This is a genomic window from Thalassotalea ganghwensis, from assembly GCF_053485795.1.
The window spans coordinates 142,424-159,340 of record NZ_JBQRUM010000010.1 but is presented as its reverse complement, the minus strand read 5'-3'; the positions used below and the strand labels follow the sequence as shown (position 1 = coordinate 159,340).

Here is a 16,917-nt window from a genome sequence, read left to right as displayed (position 1 = left end):
AGAAAGATGGTGGTCATACTAAATTCGATGCTCAGAGATGGTGTGATGTGGGAAGCGCCAAAAGTGTAAAATTAGCTATTGACGCCATAGTCTCTTGTTATGTGCCTTTACCCAATTAGTTTCTTAATTCCTTCTTGGGCTTGTTTATAGCGTAAATTTATTAACGTCATTGCTACTTGCCCCACATCTTCATAAAGGTTGTCAGCAAATTCGTGTAAGTTGAGACTTGGATCATAATTTTTTGAAGCGACAAAATCATTGATTTTCTTCTCTCTCGCAGGTGCGTCAGCACCTGCTTTTGAAATAATAAACTGCTGCCATGGTTTTTGTTGTTTTTCATTATTACAAGATTGACAGCATGGAACTACATTACCCCAGGCATGAAGACCTAAAGCTGTTTTGTTCATTGGGATTAAGTGATCTTGAGACAGTGATTTACGAGTGATTTCTACACCACAAAAGCAACATGCATGATTAAAGAATTCTAATAACTCTTCTTTCTGCTTCACCTTTGGGCCAAAAGGCTCAAATCCTCTAGCTTCATCGTAGTATTTTCCAACATCTTGCAAAAAGATTCTGATTGCACTGTTAGAAATATCAGATTTACTCCGGGCCATGATTCTCCTTGGCACATAACGCCGCCATATGGGGCGCACAAATGCTTGGCTAAACTTAGCGAAGAATGAGCGCAAGCCAAGCATTTTGCGTCCAATTGCCATTATGGCCTTGTTATAAATCGATTACTCTAAGCCAACTCTTAATATTTTTCCGTTTTTAATTACCACTCTCAAACCATGTTCTACATCGAAGGTACACTCATATTCTAAATGAATTTCTCCACCTTCATCTTCGGGAAAAATGAACACTCCCGGTTCAGTGACATGGTTCCACACTTCATTAGGTAGGGATAATTTTGGCATTAGCTTGTTAGCATACTCCCCTAAACCAAGATGATAATCGGGTAAGACTCTCTGGTAATATTGGAAAATTGCTTCCTCAATTTTAGGGAACTTAAGTTCGATATTATTGTAAAGCCAGTTGATAGAATCTCTATGCGACTGCTCTATTTCACCTGAACCAGATAATCCTATAGTAAACAAAACACTTTCACCGAAAACAGGGAAAGATATTTTACCCTCTAAGTCGTGTCCCGTTAATTCTAATTGATTAATTATTTTGTCGGCTACTTCCATATTTACCTAGATTTATAACAATTTAATAGTGCGCAAATCGCGCATATTTCTGATTTGTAATCGCGCACTTTTCTGAATGGGTTATTTTTAACAAAGTTGATAACTAGTTGCCAGCATTATTAAAAATAATATGCTGTTAATTTCTTGAAAAAGATAAAAATGCGCAATTTGCGCATTTTCTTGAATATGGGGGAAACTTCACTATAACTGTATTTATATACAGCAATCTTGAAAGGGTTTTTTATGAAAACACGTTCGCCGTTTTTGAACTCTATTGCGGATTACATGTTAAGTCGGCATTATTCTCTTAGAACCGTTGAAACCTATTTAAAATGGATGAGTTCTTATATTCATTTTCACGATAAACGTCATCCTGCGTCAATGGGAAATAATGAGGTGACATCTTATCTGGATCATATAGTCCTCAAAGGTAATGTATCACCTCGGACTCAAGCAACTGCATTGAATGCATTAGTCTTTCTATACAAACACATCATTAAAAATGAACTTTCTTTAAATTTGGATTTTGTTCGGTCTAAAAAACAGCCCAAATTACCCGTGGTGATGACACCAGATGAAGTAAAACAACTGATGAGTCATTTATCCAAACGATATTACCTAATTGCAGGGTTAATGTACGGTAGTGGTTTGAGGGTTATGGAAGCTGTGCAACTTAGGGCAAAGGACATTGATTTTGACTATAAATGTATTCAAGTCTGGAATGGAAAAGGCAATAAGCATAGAATTGTTACACTAGCTACTGAGTTGATCCCATTACTTAGGAATCAAATTATGCAGGTGGAAGAGTATCTAGAATTGGATTTACAGAATGAGAAATATGCAGGTGTTTGGATGCCAAACGCATTAGCTCGTAAATATCCATCGGCGAACAAGTCACTGGCTTGGCAATATTTATTCCCATCTTATAAATTAAGCGGCGATCCAGAGACAGGCGAGATACGACGTCATCATTTTCATCATACTTGTGTTAGAAAGGCGGTAAAAAAGGCACTTAAGCAGACTAATATTACGAAGCTTATAACGCCTCATACCTTTCGCCATTCTTTTGCTACACACTTGTTACAAAGTGGGGCGGATATAAGAACTGTGCAAGCTCAGTTAGGTCATTCAGACGTTAAAACTACTCAGATTTATACTCATGTTTTACAGCAAGGCGCAAACGGTGTTGTTAGCCCTTTGAGCAAAATTTTCTAGTTTGTTTTGGGGCAGAAGTGAGTTTGCTGAATGTCTGCTGTGAAGAAATATAAATAAAAGTCAGAAGTATCGTGACCGTCCGTTGTTCCTAGCTGTCTGTCAGATGAAGTCTAAGCCTATCCGCCTGAGCTGTAAGATCAGATATGAGCTACTACACATTAAAGCAGGTTTTATTAGAGCTGTGGCGCTATACCACAGCTCTAGAAATTGTTATTTGCTTTCTAAACCAACGCTGGCTAACCACTGCTGATAATCTAACAAATTATTGGGAAGGATAACTTTCCGTGTTTGCTTATTTAAGCCTTTCAATTTGTCTAGGTATTGCTCGGTGAGTTGCATATTAAGCGCTTGTTCACCACCCGGTTGCTCTATGGCTTGAGCAACTATTTTTATCGATTCGCCAGTAGCTTTGGCTATGGCCAGAATTTCCTCTGCTTTACCTTCTGCGGAATTTATTCTTCGCTGCTTCTCACCTTCAGAAATATTGATCATTTCGCGCATTAGACCTTCAGAGCGATTGATACGGCTTGCCTTATCACCTAAGCTCTTCGCCAAAATAGCGCGTCTTTCGCGCTCGGCGTTGACTTGCATTTCCATCGCATTCTTAACGGTTTCTGGTGGTGAAATATTTTTTATTTCATAGCGATGAACACGAACCCCCCAAGCTGCACCAACCTTATCAAGCACTTCAACAACCTTTGCACTGATAATATCGCGCTCTTCGAAGGTGCGGTCCAACTCGAGCGTCCCGATGACTGAACGCGTTGTTGTTTGTGCAAGTTGCATTGCTGCAAATCGATAGTCGGTGATACCGTAGCTTGCTTTTATCGGATCAATGACTTGTAAATAGATCACGCCATCAACTTCAACATTAACTTCATCCATAGAGAAACAAAGCTGTGGTGGCACATCAATGGTTTCTTCTTTGAGATCTTGAATAAATGCAACGCGGTCTATAAAAGGTAACAACAAATGAAACCCTGCTTCTAATGTACAGCGATACTTGCCAAGACGTTCAACAACATATGCTGATTGCGTTGGGACTAAACAAATTGCTTGAATAAACTTAAACGCAAGATAGAGAAATATAATCCCCCAAATTACTAACACGGCGATATCCATTGGTTGTGCAGATATTAAGTTCATGCTTGGCCTCCTTTTATTTGTTCAGTGACGTTTTCCATGCCTTTAAAGAAACCTTCAAGCTTGGCAACTTCTGTCGGCATTACCGAGATATCTGCAGAATCTAAAATATCACCCGTTTGCTTAATAAATTGCTCCATAAGTCTCATTTTAATCGCTTTGTCACCACCAGGAGCGGATGCAGCCTCAGCAATAATATTCATCCCTTGGGCGGTAGCTTGCGTGATAATTTCAATTTCTCGCGCTTTGCCATGTGCTTCATTAATTTGGCGCTGTTTGTCACCTTCAGACAAATTAATGGCCTCTTGGCGTTCACCTTCAGATAAATTAATCGTTGATTCTTTTTCGGCTTGCGCGAGGGTTATTTCAGCTCTTTTTTCTCGCTCAGCTTCCATTTGTTTTTCTAAGGTGTGAATCACATTGGCTGATGGGGTAATATTTCTTACTTCATAGCGAAGTACCTTTATTCCCCAAGGATCGGACGCTTTATCTATTTCTCTAACGATAATTTCATTTAGCGTATCTCGTTCGGAAAACGTTTGGCTTAAATCAAGTTTGCCAATTTCAGAGCGCATTGTCGTTTGTGCTAAATTAATACTCGCGCGACGATAGTCTTCAATACCATAACTGGCCTTAGCGCCGTCCATTACTTTTATATAGACAAGCCCATCAACGTCAATTTGGATATTATCTTTTGAAATACAACTTTGTGATGGAATATCCAATACTTGTTCTCGTATCTCATGTCGATAAGCAACACGATCAATGAAAGGTATCAGAAAATGAAGCCCTGGTTGCATAACTTGGCGGAATTTCCCCAAGCGCTCTATTACACAAACTTCGCGCATTGGGACGATAAGTACGAGCTTCAAAATAATAAAAAGAAGCCCGAGAAAAATAAACGTAAAAGTTGCTAGCACAAAATCACTCCTTGTAATGCTGATTATTGTTTAGGGATTGGTTCTACGATTAACGATATATTATCTTTGCACACCACTGTGACGAAAGCGCCTTTGGGGATTTGAGAACCGTCACCTAAGGCTGACCAACTTGCTCCTTGGAAGTGTACCCGACCAGCATGTGTTCCTGGCCCTATATCTTCGGTCACCTCAACTTGCTGACCAAAAATATCTAGGTCTTCATCGGTATTATCAATGGTTTTATCACCTGGGAATAGCTGCTCGGTGACAAAATACAGCAAAAATAATAGAACGCTGGCGCAGATAAACCAAGTGGTTAATGCGATTACCCAAGTGTCTAACCATTGTTGATGAACCCCTAATGCGACAATGATAGAAGCAATAGCAAGGTTCAACAGGATTCCACCAGGGATAACAATTTCTAAAATTCCTAAGATAGCAGCGGCTATCAACCAGGTTTGGTAGGCTAAGAGTAAGTCCATCATTGCTCCTTAAGGTTAAGCGTCGTTTTAAGGCAAATTGAGCTTAGCGTTGATTCTTTTGGCTGCGCTGACTCAGCGCCACACCGAGTGCGATGCCGACAGCAATGCCAGCAGCTGCGCTTCCTGAACCACTGCCGATTGCCAGCCCACAACCGATAGCAATTAACATGGCAGCGTTCCATTTCTTATTGTCTTTATTTTTATTCGTCAACATCACTATCCATGATAAAAGTGTGGTTAATGACAAATGAAATTAGCAAGCTTGACATAATATGTCAAGCTTGCTTTTGCTAAGAATAATAAGTTTATTAACTAAGAAAATCGTTCAATCAAATCTGTGCTGGCAAGTTTGGTTGCTAATGGACGGAAGATAACTTCAGCAAGAATTGCTGCATATAGTAAGACAATAAGGCAAACGGCATAAGCTGCACTTAGGCCATATTTATCATCTATTTGTGGCAAGTTACTGTTAATAGCAATGACACCAATGAGCACGCCAATGAAGGCTCCACCATATAAAAAGGTGATTTGTTTTTGATAAATCGTAGATAAATACTCTGTTGCTGGCGAGTGTGCAATATCATTGGCAAATAAATAAGAAAGCCCTGATAACGACTTAACTAGACCATGAGTGCCAAACGCGATAGCGGTACCCGAATACATCATTAATAGTAAAAACAGTGCGCTTGCCCAATCAGCAAACATACGAAATTCACCACCTAACATAAATAGCATCGCGATGGCGGCGCTCATGATCACTAATGCGATAAAACTTTGCATAATATTCTTCCTTTTCCAATTAACATCTGGGTTAGATGAAGCAATGAATAGAGCTTTGGGAGAGATGTCGAATGCCGCTGCTAACGCCAATTGTGTTTCTGCAGAGCTATTGCCATTTTTTTCAGCTCTTTGAACTGTTCTAAGGCTTAGCCCAGAAGCTTTTGCTAACACTTCCTGTGACCAACCTTTATCGGTTCTAAACTTTTTAATGCGCTCTGGTGATAAATTATTAGGCGAAAACTGCACAAGGACTCCAATGATTCATTCATACTTCGGTTGGAAATATGCTTAGGTTACCACAAATATGCGATAAATTTGTTACGTCATTCTTATGACAGACACATGCCAAGCCTTATCCTATCTGGGAAGTAGCGTGTTTGGTCATCTAGTCGAATAGCATGGCTAACGGCTAGTGAAGTTTAGCAAATACTGTTGTTGGTCACCTCTATTTCAAAAAAAAGCCGACTTTCGTCAGCTTTTTTCAATTTACTATTTACAGAGGTAAATTATCTAAAAGGTTGTCATCGACTAAATTAGCAAGCGTCACCTTCAGTTTTGGTGTGCGCTCCATCTCACGCTTTATCGCAAAAATGGCTTCTTCATTTCGCGCCCAGCTGCGTCTAGCAATACCATTATTTACATCAAATAATAGCATCGACTTTAATCGGCGTTCTGCGGATGCTGAACCATCGAGTAGCATTCCAAAACCACCATTGATAACTTCTCCCCAGCCAACGCCACCGCCATTGTGAATAGATACCCAAGTAGCGCCTCTAAAGCTATCGCCGATGACATTGTGAATGGCCATATCAGCAGTAAAGCGACTGCCATCATAAATGTTTGAAGTCTCTCTAAATGGAGAGTCCGTGCCACTGACATCGTGATGATCTCGCCCTAAAACTACCTGTCCTATTTCGCCTGCGTTGATTGCATCATTAAATGCTTTAGCGATCTCCATTCGTCCTTGGGCATCAGCATAAAGAATGCGAGCTTGCGATCCGACGACCAATTTGTTTTGCTTAGCATCATTAATCCAAGTGATGTTATCTTGCATCTGTTGTTGGATTTCTTCGGGAGATTCTGACATGATTTTATTTAAAACTCGCGCAGCAATCGCGTCGGTTTTATCTAAATCCTCAGGGTTTCCGGAAGTACAAACCCAACGGAATGGACCAAAACCATAATCAAAACACATCGGCCCTAATATATCTTGGACATATGAAGGGTACTTAAAGTCAATACCATTTTCGGCCATGACATCACCACCGGCGCGTGAGGCTTCAAGAAGAAAAGCATTCCCATAATCAAAGAAATAGGTGCCACGGGCAGCGTGCTTGTTAACCGACTCTGCATGGCGTCGAAGGGTCGATTGAACTTTTTCTTTAAAAACTTCGGGCTCTTCTCTGATCAAACGATTTGATTCTTCGTAGCTAATATCTACGGGATAATAACCGCCAGACCATGGGTTATGCAGAGATGTTTGGTCTGAGCCTAAGTGAACAAAAATATCGTGCTGATAAAACGTTTCCCAGACATCAACAACGTTGCCGATAAAGGCTATTGAAACCACTTCTTCATTTGCTTGTGCAGTTTTAACACGAGTAATGAGTTCATCCATGTTATCAATTAGCTCATCAACCCAACCTTGTTGATGACGTTTGGTCGCTGCCTTGGGATTGACTTCGGCACAAACGGTAATGCAGTTGGCGATATTACCAGCTTTAGGTTGAGCGCCACTCATACCACCAAGTCCTGCAGTTAGGAATATCTTACCTTTCGGTGATTCTCCTTTGTTAAGTACCTTTCTAAAGGCATTCATTACCGTAATGGTGGTACCATGAACAATCCCCTGAGGACCTATATACATAAAAGAGCCCGCCGTCATTTGACCGTATTGAGTTACGCCAAGTGCATTGAACTTTTCCCAGTCATCTGGCTGAGAGTAGTTAGGGATCATCATGCCGTTAGTGACAACGACACGAGGTGCATCCTCGCTCGATGGAAACAATCCCATAGGATGTCCTGAGTAAATATGTAAGGTTTGATCGCTCTCCATTTCACTGAGGTACTTCATTGCCAGTAAATATTGTGCCCAATTTTGAAAAACAGCACCGTTACCACCGTAGGTGATTAATTCTTCCGGATGTTGCGCAACCGCAGGATCTAGGTTGTTATCAATCATTAACATGATGGCAGCTGCTTGCTGGCATCTTGCTGGATAATCGTTAATAGATCTCGCTTTCAAGTCATAGTTTGGCTTAAAGCGGTACATGTAAATACGGCCAAAATCTTTTAGCTCTTGGGCAAATTCATTGGCGAGCTCTTGATGCCATTCTTTAGGAAAATATCTTAACGCATTTCTTACGGCTAATTGTTTTTCTTCAATTGAGAGAATATCTTTGCGTTTCGGGGCACGGTTTGCATCCGCAGGGTAAGGCTTCGCTGCTGGCAATTCGTTTGGGATCCCTTGTTTTATCATTGCTTGAAACGTCATTGGTCGCTCCCCTTAATTGTCAAAGTCAACGGTAAATGCCTGTGATTTAACCATGTTAATCATGGCATCAATATCAGGTTTTAACAGGCGATCTTCTTCAAGTTTTGCTACTTTGGCGCGAATTACTTGAAAGTTATGTTCAATAACATCTGAACATTTATTAGGTCGTCTAAAATCAATGGCTTGCGCTGCATACATCAACTCAATGGCGAGAATTTTTTCTAAGTTACCCAATATTTGATTAAACTTGCGACTGGATATGCTGCCCATTGAGACATGATCTTCTTGCCCCATTGAAGTTGGCACACTGTCAGCAGACGGAGGGAAACATAACGATTTATTTTCTGTCACTAACGCTGCGGTTGCATATTGAGGGATCATCATCCCTGAGTTCAAGCCACCTGAGGTCGTTAGTAAACGCGGTAAACCATGTAAGCCTTCTAACAAGAGGTAACAACGGCGATCGGAAATATTACCCAACTCTGCCACTGCAATAGAAGCATAGTCGAGCACCATTGCTAATGGTTGACCATGAAAGCTGCCTCCTGAGATGGCTTCCTCATCACTGATAATAATGGGGTTATCGGTAACTGAGTTCATTTCAATTTCAGCAAGCTCTTTTAAATGATTGTAGGCGTTGCGAGAGGCGCCGTGAACTTGCGGTATACACCTTAATGAGTAAGGGTCTTGTACGCGGTCGCAGTTAATATGAGATGACATATTTTCTGAACCTTCAAAAAACTTTCTCATGCGTGAAGCCACTTCAATGCAGCCTGCGAATGGGCGTGTGGCATGCAGTGCTTCTTTAAATGGCGAGCTGCTGCCTTGCATACCTTCAATACTCATTGCACCAGCAAGATCGGCTAAGTCGAGTAAGTAACGCATTTTGCTTAAGCCGGTGATTGCGTGAGATAGTATAAACTGTGTGCCATTGATAAGCGCGAGGCCTTCTTTAGCTTGAAGCTCCATGGGCGCTAAGCCATGTTGCTTTAGTGCCTGTGAGGCCGCCACGGTTTCTTTACCCTGCCAGAATTCACCTTCGCCTAGCAGGGGTAAGAATAGATGTGATAATGGTGCTAAATCGCCTGATGCACCTACAGAGCCTTGTTCGGGAACAACAGGAATTAGGTCTAACTCAATAAAGGTTAACATTCTTTCGACGGTTTCTAAGCGAATGCCTGAGAAGCCTTGGCTTAATGCATGCACTTTGGTGATCAGCATTAACTTTGAAATGTCTTTTGCGATAGGCTCGCCAACCCCTACTGCATGAGTGATCAGTAAGTTTTTCTGTAAGAGGTTGGTTTCTTTGGGGGTGATTTGCGTATCACATAAAGGACCAAAACCCGTATTTATGCCGTAAACTGCTTTGTCTGAAGCCGCCATTTTTTCTACTCTTTGGCGACTTGTGTTTATCTTATCAATGGCTTCTTGGCACAGTTCAGCTTTCATCGCTCCACTAGCGATAGCGTTCACCTTATCTAAATCAAGGTGGTCAATACCATATTTAAACGTCATCTTAACGCTCCTACTTTAAAAAACTAAATGGCTACCGAGGCGGTATTTATTACCTGGCGCCGTCAATATTGCTAAGCTAACTATTCCTTGGCTTGACCAAGTGCGTCGTTTAACTTGTAAGCATGGTTGTTTGGTTTCTATTTCTAATAATTGGCAGATTTCATTACTGGCAAGTATAGCTTCAACTTCGTGAGTTGCTTCGGTAAGCGGTGCCTCTTGAGACAGGTACTCATGTGGGGTAATTTGAGCGAAGTTTTGCTTTAAGTAGTCAGGAACGAGCTTACTATTAACGTACCGTTGTTCTAACTGAATCGGTTCGTTATTTTCAAAGTGAAGTAATTCAGAATAATAGACGTCTTGATTAGGCTTTATCCCCAACAATATCGCAAGTTTTTCATCTACTGCTGTTTTTTCGAGTTGTATCTGAATAGCATGATGCAGATGCCCTCGCTCTTTAATTTCGTCAGCGATATTACGAATTTCAAGGAGAGATGATTGTGATTTTAAAGAGGCAACAAAGGTTCCTGCACCTTGGGCTCGCACCAAAATCCCTTGTTCTGTGAGCTCTTGCAGCGCTCGTCGAGCAGTCATACGACTTACCGAAAAAAGCTCTGCAAGTTCGTTTTCAGAAGGAACTTTAGTATTTTCTAACCATTGACCTGATTCAATATTATCAACGATATATTGTTTAATGATGGTAAATTTACTGGCTTTCTTTGTGCTCATCTAAGAAGGTTCAATCATTGTCGTCTTAAGTTGTATATACAATCTCATGAACATTGCTAAAGGTCAACAGTTGTATATACAACTGTTGAAAAATTTGTTATTTTGACTACAGTTATTTTATTTACTCGGGCAAAGTTAAAATGCATTCATCGGAACAATGGCAAACTCTTTTCGTTAACGTTAACTTGGCGACGATGTCATCAAGCGATAATTCATATGGCGTGATAGAAAACGGCGCTTTGGCAATAGCACAAGGAAAAATAGCCTGGTTAGGTGCAGCTAGTGACTTACCTGAGTATGACCCAACTGTTGTTGACGTTGTTGATGGACAAGGTAAATGGTTAACACCCGGCCTAATTGATTGCCATACCCATATTATCTATGGTGGCAATCGTGCTAATGAGTTTGAAATGCGCCTGATGGGAAAAAGCTATGAAGAAATCGCGAAAGCAGGAGGCGGTATACTTTCTACCGTGGCAGCAACACGCTCAGCTAGCGAAATGGACCTATTTAATAGTGCGTTAAAACGGCTTAAGGCTTTGCATGAACAAGGTGTAACCACAATTGAGATCAAATCAGGTTATGGCCTAGATACGGATAACGAAATTAAAATGCTAAAAGTTGCAGGGCAGTTAGCAACAGCAATGCCGATAACTGTTTCGCGGACCTTCTTAGGAGCTCATGCCTTGCCTGCTGAGTATAAAGAAAATAGCCAAGCTTATATTGAGATGGTGTGCAACGAGATGATACCTAAAGTGGCATCAATGCAGCTTGCAGATGCTGTTGATGTTTTCTGTGAGGGTATCGGCTTTTCTTTAGAGGAAACTGAACAAGTGTTTGTTGCGGCTAAAAAGCAGCAATTAGCGATCAAAGTGCACGCTGAACAGCTATCCAATTTAGGTGGCAGTGCGTTAGCCGCTAAACATCAAGCGTTATCATCTGATCATGTTGAATACTTGGATGAAGCTGGCGTAGAGGCCATGGCCAATGCGGGAATGTGTGCCGTATTATTACCCGGTGCATATTACTTTTTACGCGAAACTCAATTACCGCCAATTGAGTTATTGAGAAAATACCGAGTGCCTTTGGCGATTGCAACCGATGCCAATCCAGGCTCTTCACCGCTCAACTCAATTCAGCTTATGTTAAACATGGCATGTACGTTATTTCGACTAACGCCTGCAGAAGCGTTATCAGGTGTTACTCGCCATGCAGCAAAAGCGTTAGGGCTAGCCGATCAGAAAGGGCAATTGCAGGTCGGTTTTGATGCTGATATTGCTTTGTGGGATATTTCTCAACCTGCAGAGCTATGTTATCAATTTGGTGTTAATCCTTTAGTGGCGTTATATCACCAAGGGAGTAAAGCCATATAAGGGCAGGGCTTTTTAATCGCACTAACCGATGGGCAAACTCATGTTTATTGACCGAAAATAAATTGATTACAAAATGTCAGATACGAGATAAGTTGACCTATCTGATCAGGCTTACTGTACAAGCGTTTAATTGTTGATTAATCTTAATCATTAATCTTGGTGAAGTATTAGGCTGTATATGGATAGTTGTCAAATCAAAGTGTGGGCTCCTCGTGGTTGTGCCACATGGCTTTTCGGCTTGTTTAGTTTTTTTATCGCTTCACCAAGCGTTGCTCAAAGTTTAACGAGTACCGCTGTTCATCGCTTGTTTATTGACCAATACTTTAGCTTTGTGCTTGGTATGACGCTACCAGTGCTTGTCATCTTTGCTTTATTAAAACCGATAACGGGTATGCGCTTAAGATACCCTTTCATCATTTCCGCTTCGATCTTGAATTATTTATATGCACTCAATTATTCATCCGAGTTTCAACAAACGATTTTGCTTATCAGTGCTGCCACACTGGTTTGTGCGCTGACCTTTGGAACGTTAATTGAAAGGGTCACTAATAAATCTCAATCACTAACCGCGATTTTAACGGGTGGATTATATCTCACATTTATCGGGCTGGTGATAATGGCTAATACCTTAAATATGCACCTGATATGGTTAGCATATAATGTGGTAAACCTAATTTTGGTTGCTGTATTGATGTGGTTCCTCCAACGACAAGCTTTGATAAAAGTTTTCCATGAAAGCTTAATCTGGGTAGTGGTTACTGGCTTTGCTGTCGTCAATTATTTGTGGTTAACGGCCTCAGTGTCCGACAGTATCTTAATCGTAGCTATCGTTGTCGTTTATTTATTGTACATGATTAATTACTGCTGGCGTTTAAGTCAACGAGGCTTAGTGAATTATCAGCAAGAATCAGATAGGGCAATTGCTGCGACTAAACATAATGAGATTAATAGTGGATTTGATCCGATAACTAACCTGCCGGGCTACAATCAAGCGTTATCTGCGTTGAAACGAGCACTACCTAATCAGCAAAACGCTTTAGCGATTATTGTTTTTAAACCCGTAAATTTTGCGCAGGTTAACCGAGTTTTAGGTCATCATAATTCTGATATATTACTATTGCAGTTTGCTTATAGCTTGCAAAAATCGATTGCAGAAGACCCAATGTTAATTAACTTTCATCATGGCGAAATGCCCGTCAAAATTGCTCGGCTGCAAGGCTTAGATTTTATGGTAGCGTTAGATACCTCGGCAAGCACACACCCTGAAACGATTTTAATTGAGCAGTTATGTCAGAAATTAAAAAAATCTGTGCCTAATGCTATGAGTTTTAAAAGCTTTTCGCTGAATTTTGAACTGCACTTTGGCGTAGCTATTAGCAGCGAACATACTCGTATAGAACAAACGATATCTTGTGCTGGGGATGCGTTGTTGTCAGGAGAGCATAGCGAAGTTGCCATCCATTATTATCAACAATCGTCTGCTTTATATACAGAGCAAAGATTGCGTCAAATGGAAGCACTAAAACAGGATATCGTTGGCGGGAAACTCACTTGGAATATAAAACCACAAGTGTCATTTATTAAAAATCAACTTATTGGTTTTGAGGTGGTATCTAATTGGCGCTTTCAGGAGCAAAACCGACTGAACAACCAAGAATTTATTCAGGTGGCCGAATACAGTGGTGAAATTTACCGCTTGACCTGTCAGCTAATAGAACAGGCGTGCCAATTGATCAATGTCTTACATAAGGATAACTTTGCCGTTCAAATTTGTATTAACTTGTCTAGCAAAGATGTGTTAGAGCATGATTTAGTTGATTTTATCGAAAAAACAATTGATAAGCATGACGCGCCAATACGTTATCTCGTTGTTGAAATAGATGAACATTTAGTTTTTGAAGCAAGTGACAAAACCAAGCGGATTATTGCTCAGCTCAAAGCGATTGGTGCTAAAGTGGCAATTAATAAATTTTCTGGGAGTTATGAGGCGCTTAGGTACTTACGCAGAATGTCGATTGATTATGTCAAGATCGACTGTAGTCATCTCATTGGCTCATTAGAGGGTAGTACCTCAGAAAAAACCATTATTAATGCACTTATTAACTTGATCCGTAAAATGAAATTGCCATTAATCGCGACGGGGATTGATAATAGTGAAATTAAAAACACTTATACCAATATTGGGGGCGATATTGGACAAGGTCAGCTTATCGCTAAAAATATTCCGATTGAAGATGCCGAAAATTGGACATCGCAATGGTTTCTTAAGGCACTTGAAGGTAAGGACAATATTATTGAGTAGTGTTCACTTAAGACAGTCGCTACCCCGACTGTCTGGTGACATCACGTTTAATATTAATGAGTTTGTATTGCGGAGTTTGCTTAGTCGATATCCAGTGGGTCAGGAGATAAGATAATCCCGGTATTGTCGACATAAATATGATCATCGGGTAAAAACGACACACCACCAAAATTGACGGCAATATCGGTTTCACCGACGTTTTCATCTGGAGCACCCACGGGAATTGACACTAATGCTTGAATGCCTAGCTCTATTTCTTCAAGCACGTCGACGTCTCTGACGCTACCGTAACATACAATACCTTCCCAGCCATTTTGTGCTGCGGCTTGGGCGATGTAGCCATCGATCAATGCGCGACGTGTCGAGCCGCCACCATCAATCACCATCACTTTGCCTGTGCCATCTGTTTCAGCAAGTTGGGTAATGAGACCATTATTTTCGAAGCACTTTATCGTGACGACTTGGCCACCAAAAGAACTTCTGCCGCCATAATTACAAAAAATAGGTTCGACGACGTCTACTGAGTCGGCGTAAATATTACATAACTCTGAGGTATTGTATTCCATTTAAACCCTACTTTTTATCAATGTATTAAACTGTAGCTGAGTATAACCTGTTAGTTATTGAATTAAAACTTTTCTACGACCAGAGAGGTTTTACCCGTTAATTAATCTATAAAGCTTTGCTAAGTTGCGCCGATAAATGCAAGTTATTATTTTTGTTAATCATCTCAAAGTGCTGCCAAAAAAAGCGATGCAGCATTATCCCTAAGTAAAACATTGAAGATTTTTTAGATATTCAGTCAATAGTGACTATACTTCTAAGGTGCTGTGTTATGTCTAAAACTTTAAGGATTGTAATATGTTAATTAAACACAAGCTGATAGCCAATACATCGATTTTAGTCGTTGCGTTGTTATTAATGCTTGGCTTGCTCAGTTATTCGGTTAGTTCATTGCAAGGTGACACCCAAGTTGCTCGCTTAATCGGTAGTATTGAATCACAAGTGCTTCAGCTTAGGCGAAATGAAAAGGATTTTATCGCCCGTAAAGATCCTAAATATCACGACAAATTTGAGAGCAACTATCAAGTGCTGTTAAAAGAAGTCACCGAGTTGCAGCAAATATTCGGTGGTTTGGAGCCTCAGGCAAGTGATCTAAAAACGATGCGTAAAGTGGTTGCCGATTATGAAAAGAGTTTTTCTATGTTGGTAGAAAAACAAAAGCTCATTGGTTTGCACCCCAAAGATGGCTTATACGGTAAGCTGCGCAGTGCCGTTCATGCGGTAGAAGAGCAGCTGGGTGATAACGATTACCAGTTACTCAGTAATATGTTGCAGCTACGTCGTAATGAAAAAGATTTTATGTTGCGTTTAGACGATAAATATTGGCAAAAGTGGCAAGATAATTCGGCTAACTTTATCGAAGATGTCAAGGCAAGTGATTTAAATGACCAAATTAAAACCAATGTTATCACCAATATTAATATTTATGCATCAGCATTTGGTGAGTTAGTTAATGCTCAACGAGAATTCGGTTTTGCATCAGATCAAGGCCTTTTAGGAGATATGCGTGCTACCATTCATCAAGTAGATAAGGTACTTGATAGTTTACTTAAATCGAGCAGAGAAGCGGTTATAGCCCATGGTAATTTTGTTCATCGCGCGTCATATATTATTTTCACGCTGGTGTTAATTATTTCTATCACATTTGCAGTTTATATGAGCCGCAGTATTTTGCAGGGGGTTAACAAGCTGCGTTTGACAATGAATGAGGTTTCGACAAGCAAAGATTTATCGATTCGCGTTGATGACAGTGGTAAAGACGAACTTGCAGAAATGGCAAAAGTATTTAATAGCATGATCACTAGCTTTAGAAACCTGATCGTTGAGGTTAATCAGTCAGTTGATACGGTTAATATTGCTACGCAAAATTTATCTGCCAATATTCACAAAGCCAATGAAGGCGTTGATTCTCAAATTCAGCAAACCGATATGGTTGCGACAGCGGTGACAGAAATGGTTGCAACCGTTAATGAAATTGCCAGTAATACCCATGCCGCAGCAGATAAAGCTAATACAACCAATCAAAACGCGATTCGAGGTAAAGACGGTGTTGATGCAACCATTAGTCAAATCGATAATTTATCAAATCGGTTGTTGGAATCTGAGCATGTTGTCCAAGAGTTAGCAAAAGACTCAGACACCATAGGCTCAGTACTCGATGTTATTCGAGGTATTGCTGAACAAACGAATCTATTAGCGCTTAATGCAGCGATTGAAGCGGCTCGCGCTGGTGAGCAAGGGCGAGGCTTCGCGGTTGTTGCTGATGAAGTAAGAACCTTAGCCAGTCGTACGCAAGATTCCACCCAAGAAATTGAAGGTATCATCAGTTCATTGCAATCTCGTACTAAAGAAATTGTCTCTCACATGGCAGGTTGCCGTACTCAAGGTCAGGAAAGTGCTGATCAAGCAGCGACTGCTGGAGCAATGTTAGAGGAAATAACCCAAGATGTCTCCACGATTATGGAAATGAATACCGCAATTGCAGCGGCTATTCAGCAACAAAGTAACGTTGCTTCAGAAGTTAATGAACATGTCGTGCTTATTCGTGACGTTGCCGAAGAGGCTGGACGTTCTGCTGAGCAAAATTCGCAGATGAGCGAAGAGCTAGCACAGCAAGCTGACGTGTTAAATAAAGAAGTTAATCAGTTTAAAGTTTAGCGGGTTACAATAAAAAGAGCGCGATGGTTTGAAAGCCATTGCGCTCTTTTTTA

General features: G+C 40.6%; 15 protein-coding genes. 4 read left to right on the top strand and 11 right to left on the bottom strand.

The window, feature by feature from the left end; translation table 11 throughout:
• Nucleotides 1-107 precede the first annotated feature (107 nt).
• Together ACSLUH_RS12050 and ACSLUH_RS12045 are read right to left on the bottom strand one after the other, a co-directional pair.
• Nucleotides 108-617: an HNH endonuclease gene (locus tag ACSLUH_RS12050; RefSeq protein ID WP_448567291.1), complete on the bottom strand. Its 510-nt coding sequence runs from the start codon at nt 615-617 to the stop codon at nt 108-110.
• Between the two features lie 123 nt (nt 618-740).
• A complete protein-coding gene (locus ACSLUH_RS12045; protein WP_448567289.1) occupies nt 741-1,193 on the bottom strand; it encodes a DUF6985 domain-containing protein in 453 nt (150 codons plus the stop codon).
• Between the two features lie 243 nt (nt 1,194-1,436).
• Between ACSLUH_RS12045 and ACSLUH_RS12040 the strand changes: the two genes are divergently transcribed.
• Nucleotides 1,437-2,408 (top strand): integron integrase, encoded by a 972-nt coding sequence (locus ACSLUH_RS12040; protein ID WP_448567287.1) that lies wholly within the window; start codon nt 1,437-1,439, stop codon nt 2,406-2,408.
• Nucleotides 2,409-2,618: 210 nt separating this feature from the next.
• Here the strand turns inward: ACSLUH_RS12040 and ACSLUH_RS12035 are convergent, their stop codons facing one another.
• The 8 genes from ACSLUH_RS12035 to hutC form a co-directional block, all read right to left on the bottom strand.
• Nucleotides 2,619-3,554: an SPFH domain-containing protein gene (locus tag ACSLUH_RS12035; protein ID WP_448567285.1), complete on the bottom strand. Its 936-nt coding sequence runs from the start codon at nt 3,552-3,554 to the stop codon at nt 2,619-2,621.
• On the bottom strand, nt 3,551-4,471 hold the full coding sequence (locus ACSLUH_RS12030) for an SPFH domain-containing protein (protein ID WP_448567283.1): 921 nt from the start codon (nt 4,469-4,471) through the stop codon (nt 3,551-3,553). The genes ACSLUH_RS12035 and ACSLUH_RS12030 overlap by 4 nt, the downstream gene beginning before the upstream one ends.
• A 23-nt stretch (nt 4,472-4,494) precedes the next feature.
• The gene (locus ACSLUH_RS12025) at nt 4,495-4,956 is read right to left on the bottom strand and encodes an NfeD family protein (protein ID WP_448567281.1); all 462 of its coding nucleotides are present in this window, start codon (nt 4,954-4,956) and stop codon (nt 4,495-4,497) included.
• Between the two features lie 40 nt (nt 4,957-4,996).
• Nucleotides 4,997-5,200, bottom strand: coding sequence for a hypothetical protein (locus ACSLUH_RS12020; RefSeq protein ID WP_448567279.1), 204 nt, complete (start codon nt 5,198-5,200; stop codon nt 4,997-4,999).
• Between the two features lie 65 nt (nt 5,201-5,265).
• Nucleotides 5,266-5,979 carry a helix-turn-helix domain-containing protein gene (locus ACSLUH_RS12015; RefSeq protein WP_448567277.1) on the bottom strand — a complete coding sequence of 238 codons (714 nt, stop codon included), beginning with the start codon at nt 5,977-5,979 and terminating at the stop codon, nt 5,266-5,268.
• 247 nt (nt 5,980-6,226) lie between these two features.
• Nucleotides 6,227-8,227: a urocanate hydratase gene (gene hutU, locus ACSLUH_RS12010; RefSeq protein ID WP_448567275.1), complete on the bottom strand. Its 2,001-nt coding sequence runs from the start codon at nt 8,225-8,227 to the stop codon at nt 6,227-6,229.
• Nucleotides 8,228-8,239: 12 nt separating this feature from the next.
• Complete coding sequence (gene hutH / locus ACSLUH_RS12005) at nt 8,240-9,742, bottom strand: histidine ammonia-lyase (protein ID WP_448567273.1); 1,503 nt, start codon at nt 9,740-9,742, stop codon at nt 8,240-8,242.
• 15 nt (nt 9,743-9,757) lie between these two features.
• Nucleotides 9,758-10,468 (bottom strand): histidine utilization transcriptional repressor HutC, encoded by a 711-nt coding sequence (hutC, locus tag ACSLUH_RS12000; RefSeq protein ID WP_448567271.1) that lies wholly within the window; start codon nt 10,466-10,468, stop codon nt 9,758-9,760.
• Nucleotides 10,469-10,608: 140 nt separating this feature from the next.
• On the opposite strand from hutC, the gene hutI reads away from it, so the two are divergent.
• Together hutI and ACSLUH_RS11990 are read left to right on the top strand one after the other, a co-directional pair.
• Nucleotides 10,609-11,841, top strand: coding sequence for an imidazolonepropionase (gene hutI, locus ACSLUH_RS11995; RefSeq protein WP_448567269.1), 1,233 nt, complete (start codon nt 10,609-10,611; stop codon nt 11,839-11,841).
• Nucleotides 11,842-12,019: 178 nt separating this feature from the next.
• The gene (locus tag ACSLUH_RS11990; RefSeq protein WP_448567267.1) at nt 12,020-14,143 is read left to right on the top strand and encodes an EAL domain-containing protein; all 2,124 of its coding nucleotides are present in this window, start codon (nt 12,020-12,022) and stop codon (nt 14,141-14,143) included.
• Between the two features lie 80 nt (nt 14,144-14,223).
• Here the strand turns inward: ACSLUH_RS11990 and rraA are convergent, their stop codons facing one another.
• A complete protein-coding gene (gene rraA, locus ACSLUH_RS11985; protein WP_448567265.1) occupies nt 14,224-14,709 on the bottom strand; it encodes a ribonuclease E activity regulator RraA in 486 nt (161 codons plus the stop codon).
• A gap of 295 nt (nt 14,710-15,004) precedes the next feature.
• On the opposite strand from rraA, the gene ACSLUH_RS11980 reads away from it, so the two are divergent.
• Complete coding sequence (locus ACSLUH_RS11980) at nt 15,005-16,864, top strand: methyl-accepting chemotaxis protein (protein ID WP_448567263.1); 1,860 nt, start codon at nt 15,005-15,007, stop codon at nt 16,862-16,864.
• Nucleotides 16,865-16,917: the final 53 nt, after the last annotated feature.

What these genes read in the sequence shown, in the direction of transcription:
- ACSLUH_RS12050 (WP_448567291.1), bottom strand. Translation starts at nt 617, where the DNA reads ATGGCCCGGAGTAAATCTGATATTTCTAACAGTGCAATCAGAATCTTT.
- ACSLUH_RS12045 (WP_448567289.1), bottom strand. Translation starts at nt 1,193, where the DNA reads ATGGAAGTAGCCGACAAAATAATTAATCAATTAGAATTAACGGGACAC.
- ACSLUH_RS12040 (WP_448567287.1), top strand. Translation starts at nt 1,437, where the DNA reads ATGAAAACACGTTCGCCGTTTTTGAACTCTATTGCGGATTACATGTTA.
- ACSLUH_RS12035 (WP_448567285.1), bottom strand. Translation starts at nt 3,554, where the DNA reads ATGAACTTAATATCTGCACAACCAATGGATATCGCCGTGTTAGTAATT.
- ACSLUH_RS12025 (WP_448567281.1), bottom strand. Translation starts at nt 4,956, where the DNA reads ATGATGGACTTACTCTTAGCCTACCAAACCTGGTTGATAGCCGCTGCT.
- hutU (WP_448567275.1), bottom strand. Translation starts at nt 8,227, where the DNA reads ATGACGTTTCAAGCAATGATAAAACAAGGGATCCCAAACGAATTGCCA.
- hutH (WP_448567273.1), bottom strand. Translation starts at nt 9,742, where the DNA reads ATGACGTTTAAATATGGTATTGACCACCTTGATTTAGATAAGGTGAAC.
- hutC (WP_448567271.1), bottom strand. Translation starts at nt 10,468, where the DNA reads ATGAGCACAAAGAAAGCCAGTAAATTTACCATCATTAAACAATATATC.
- hutI (WP_448567269.1), top strand. Translation starts at nt 10,609, where the DNA reads ATGCATTCATCGGAACAATGGCAAACTCTTTTCGTTAACGTTAACTTG.
- ACSLUH_RS11990 (WP_448567267.1), top strand. Translation starts at nt 12,020, where the DNA reads ATGGATAGTTGTCAAATCAAAGTGTGGGCTCCTCGTGGTTGTGCCACA.
- rraA (WP_448567265.1), bottom strand. Translation starts at nt 14,709, where the DNA reads ATGGAATACAATACCTCAGAGTTATGTAATATTTACGCCGACTCAGTA.
- ACSLUH_RS11980 (WP_448567263.1), top strand. Translation starts at nt 15,005, where the DNA reads ATGTTAATTAAACACAAGCTGATAGCCAATACATCGATTTTAGTCGTT.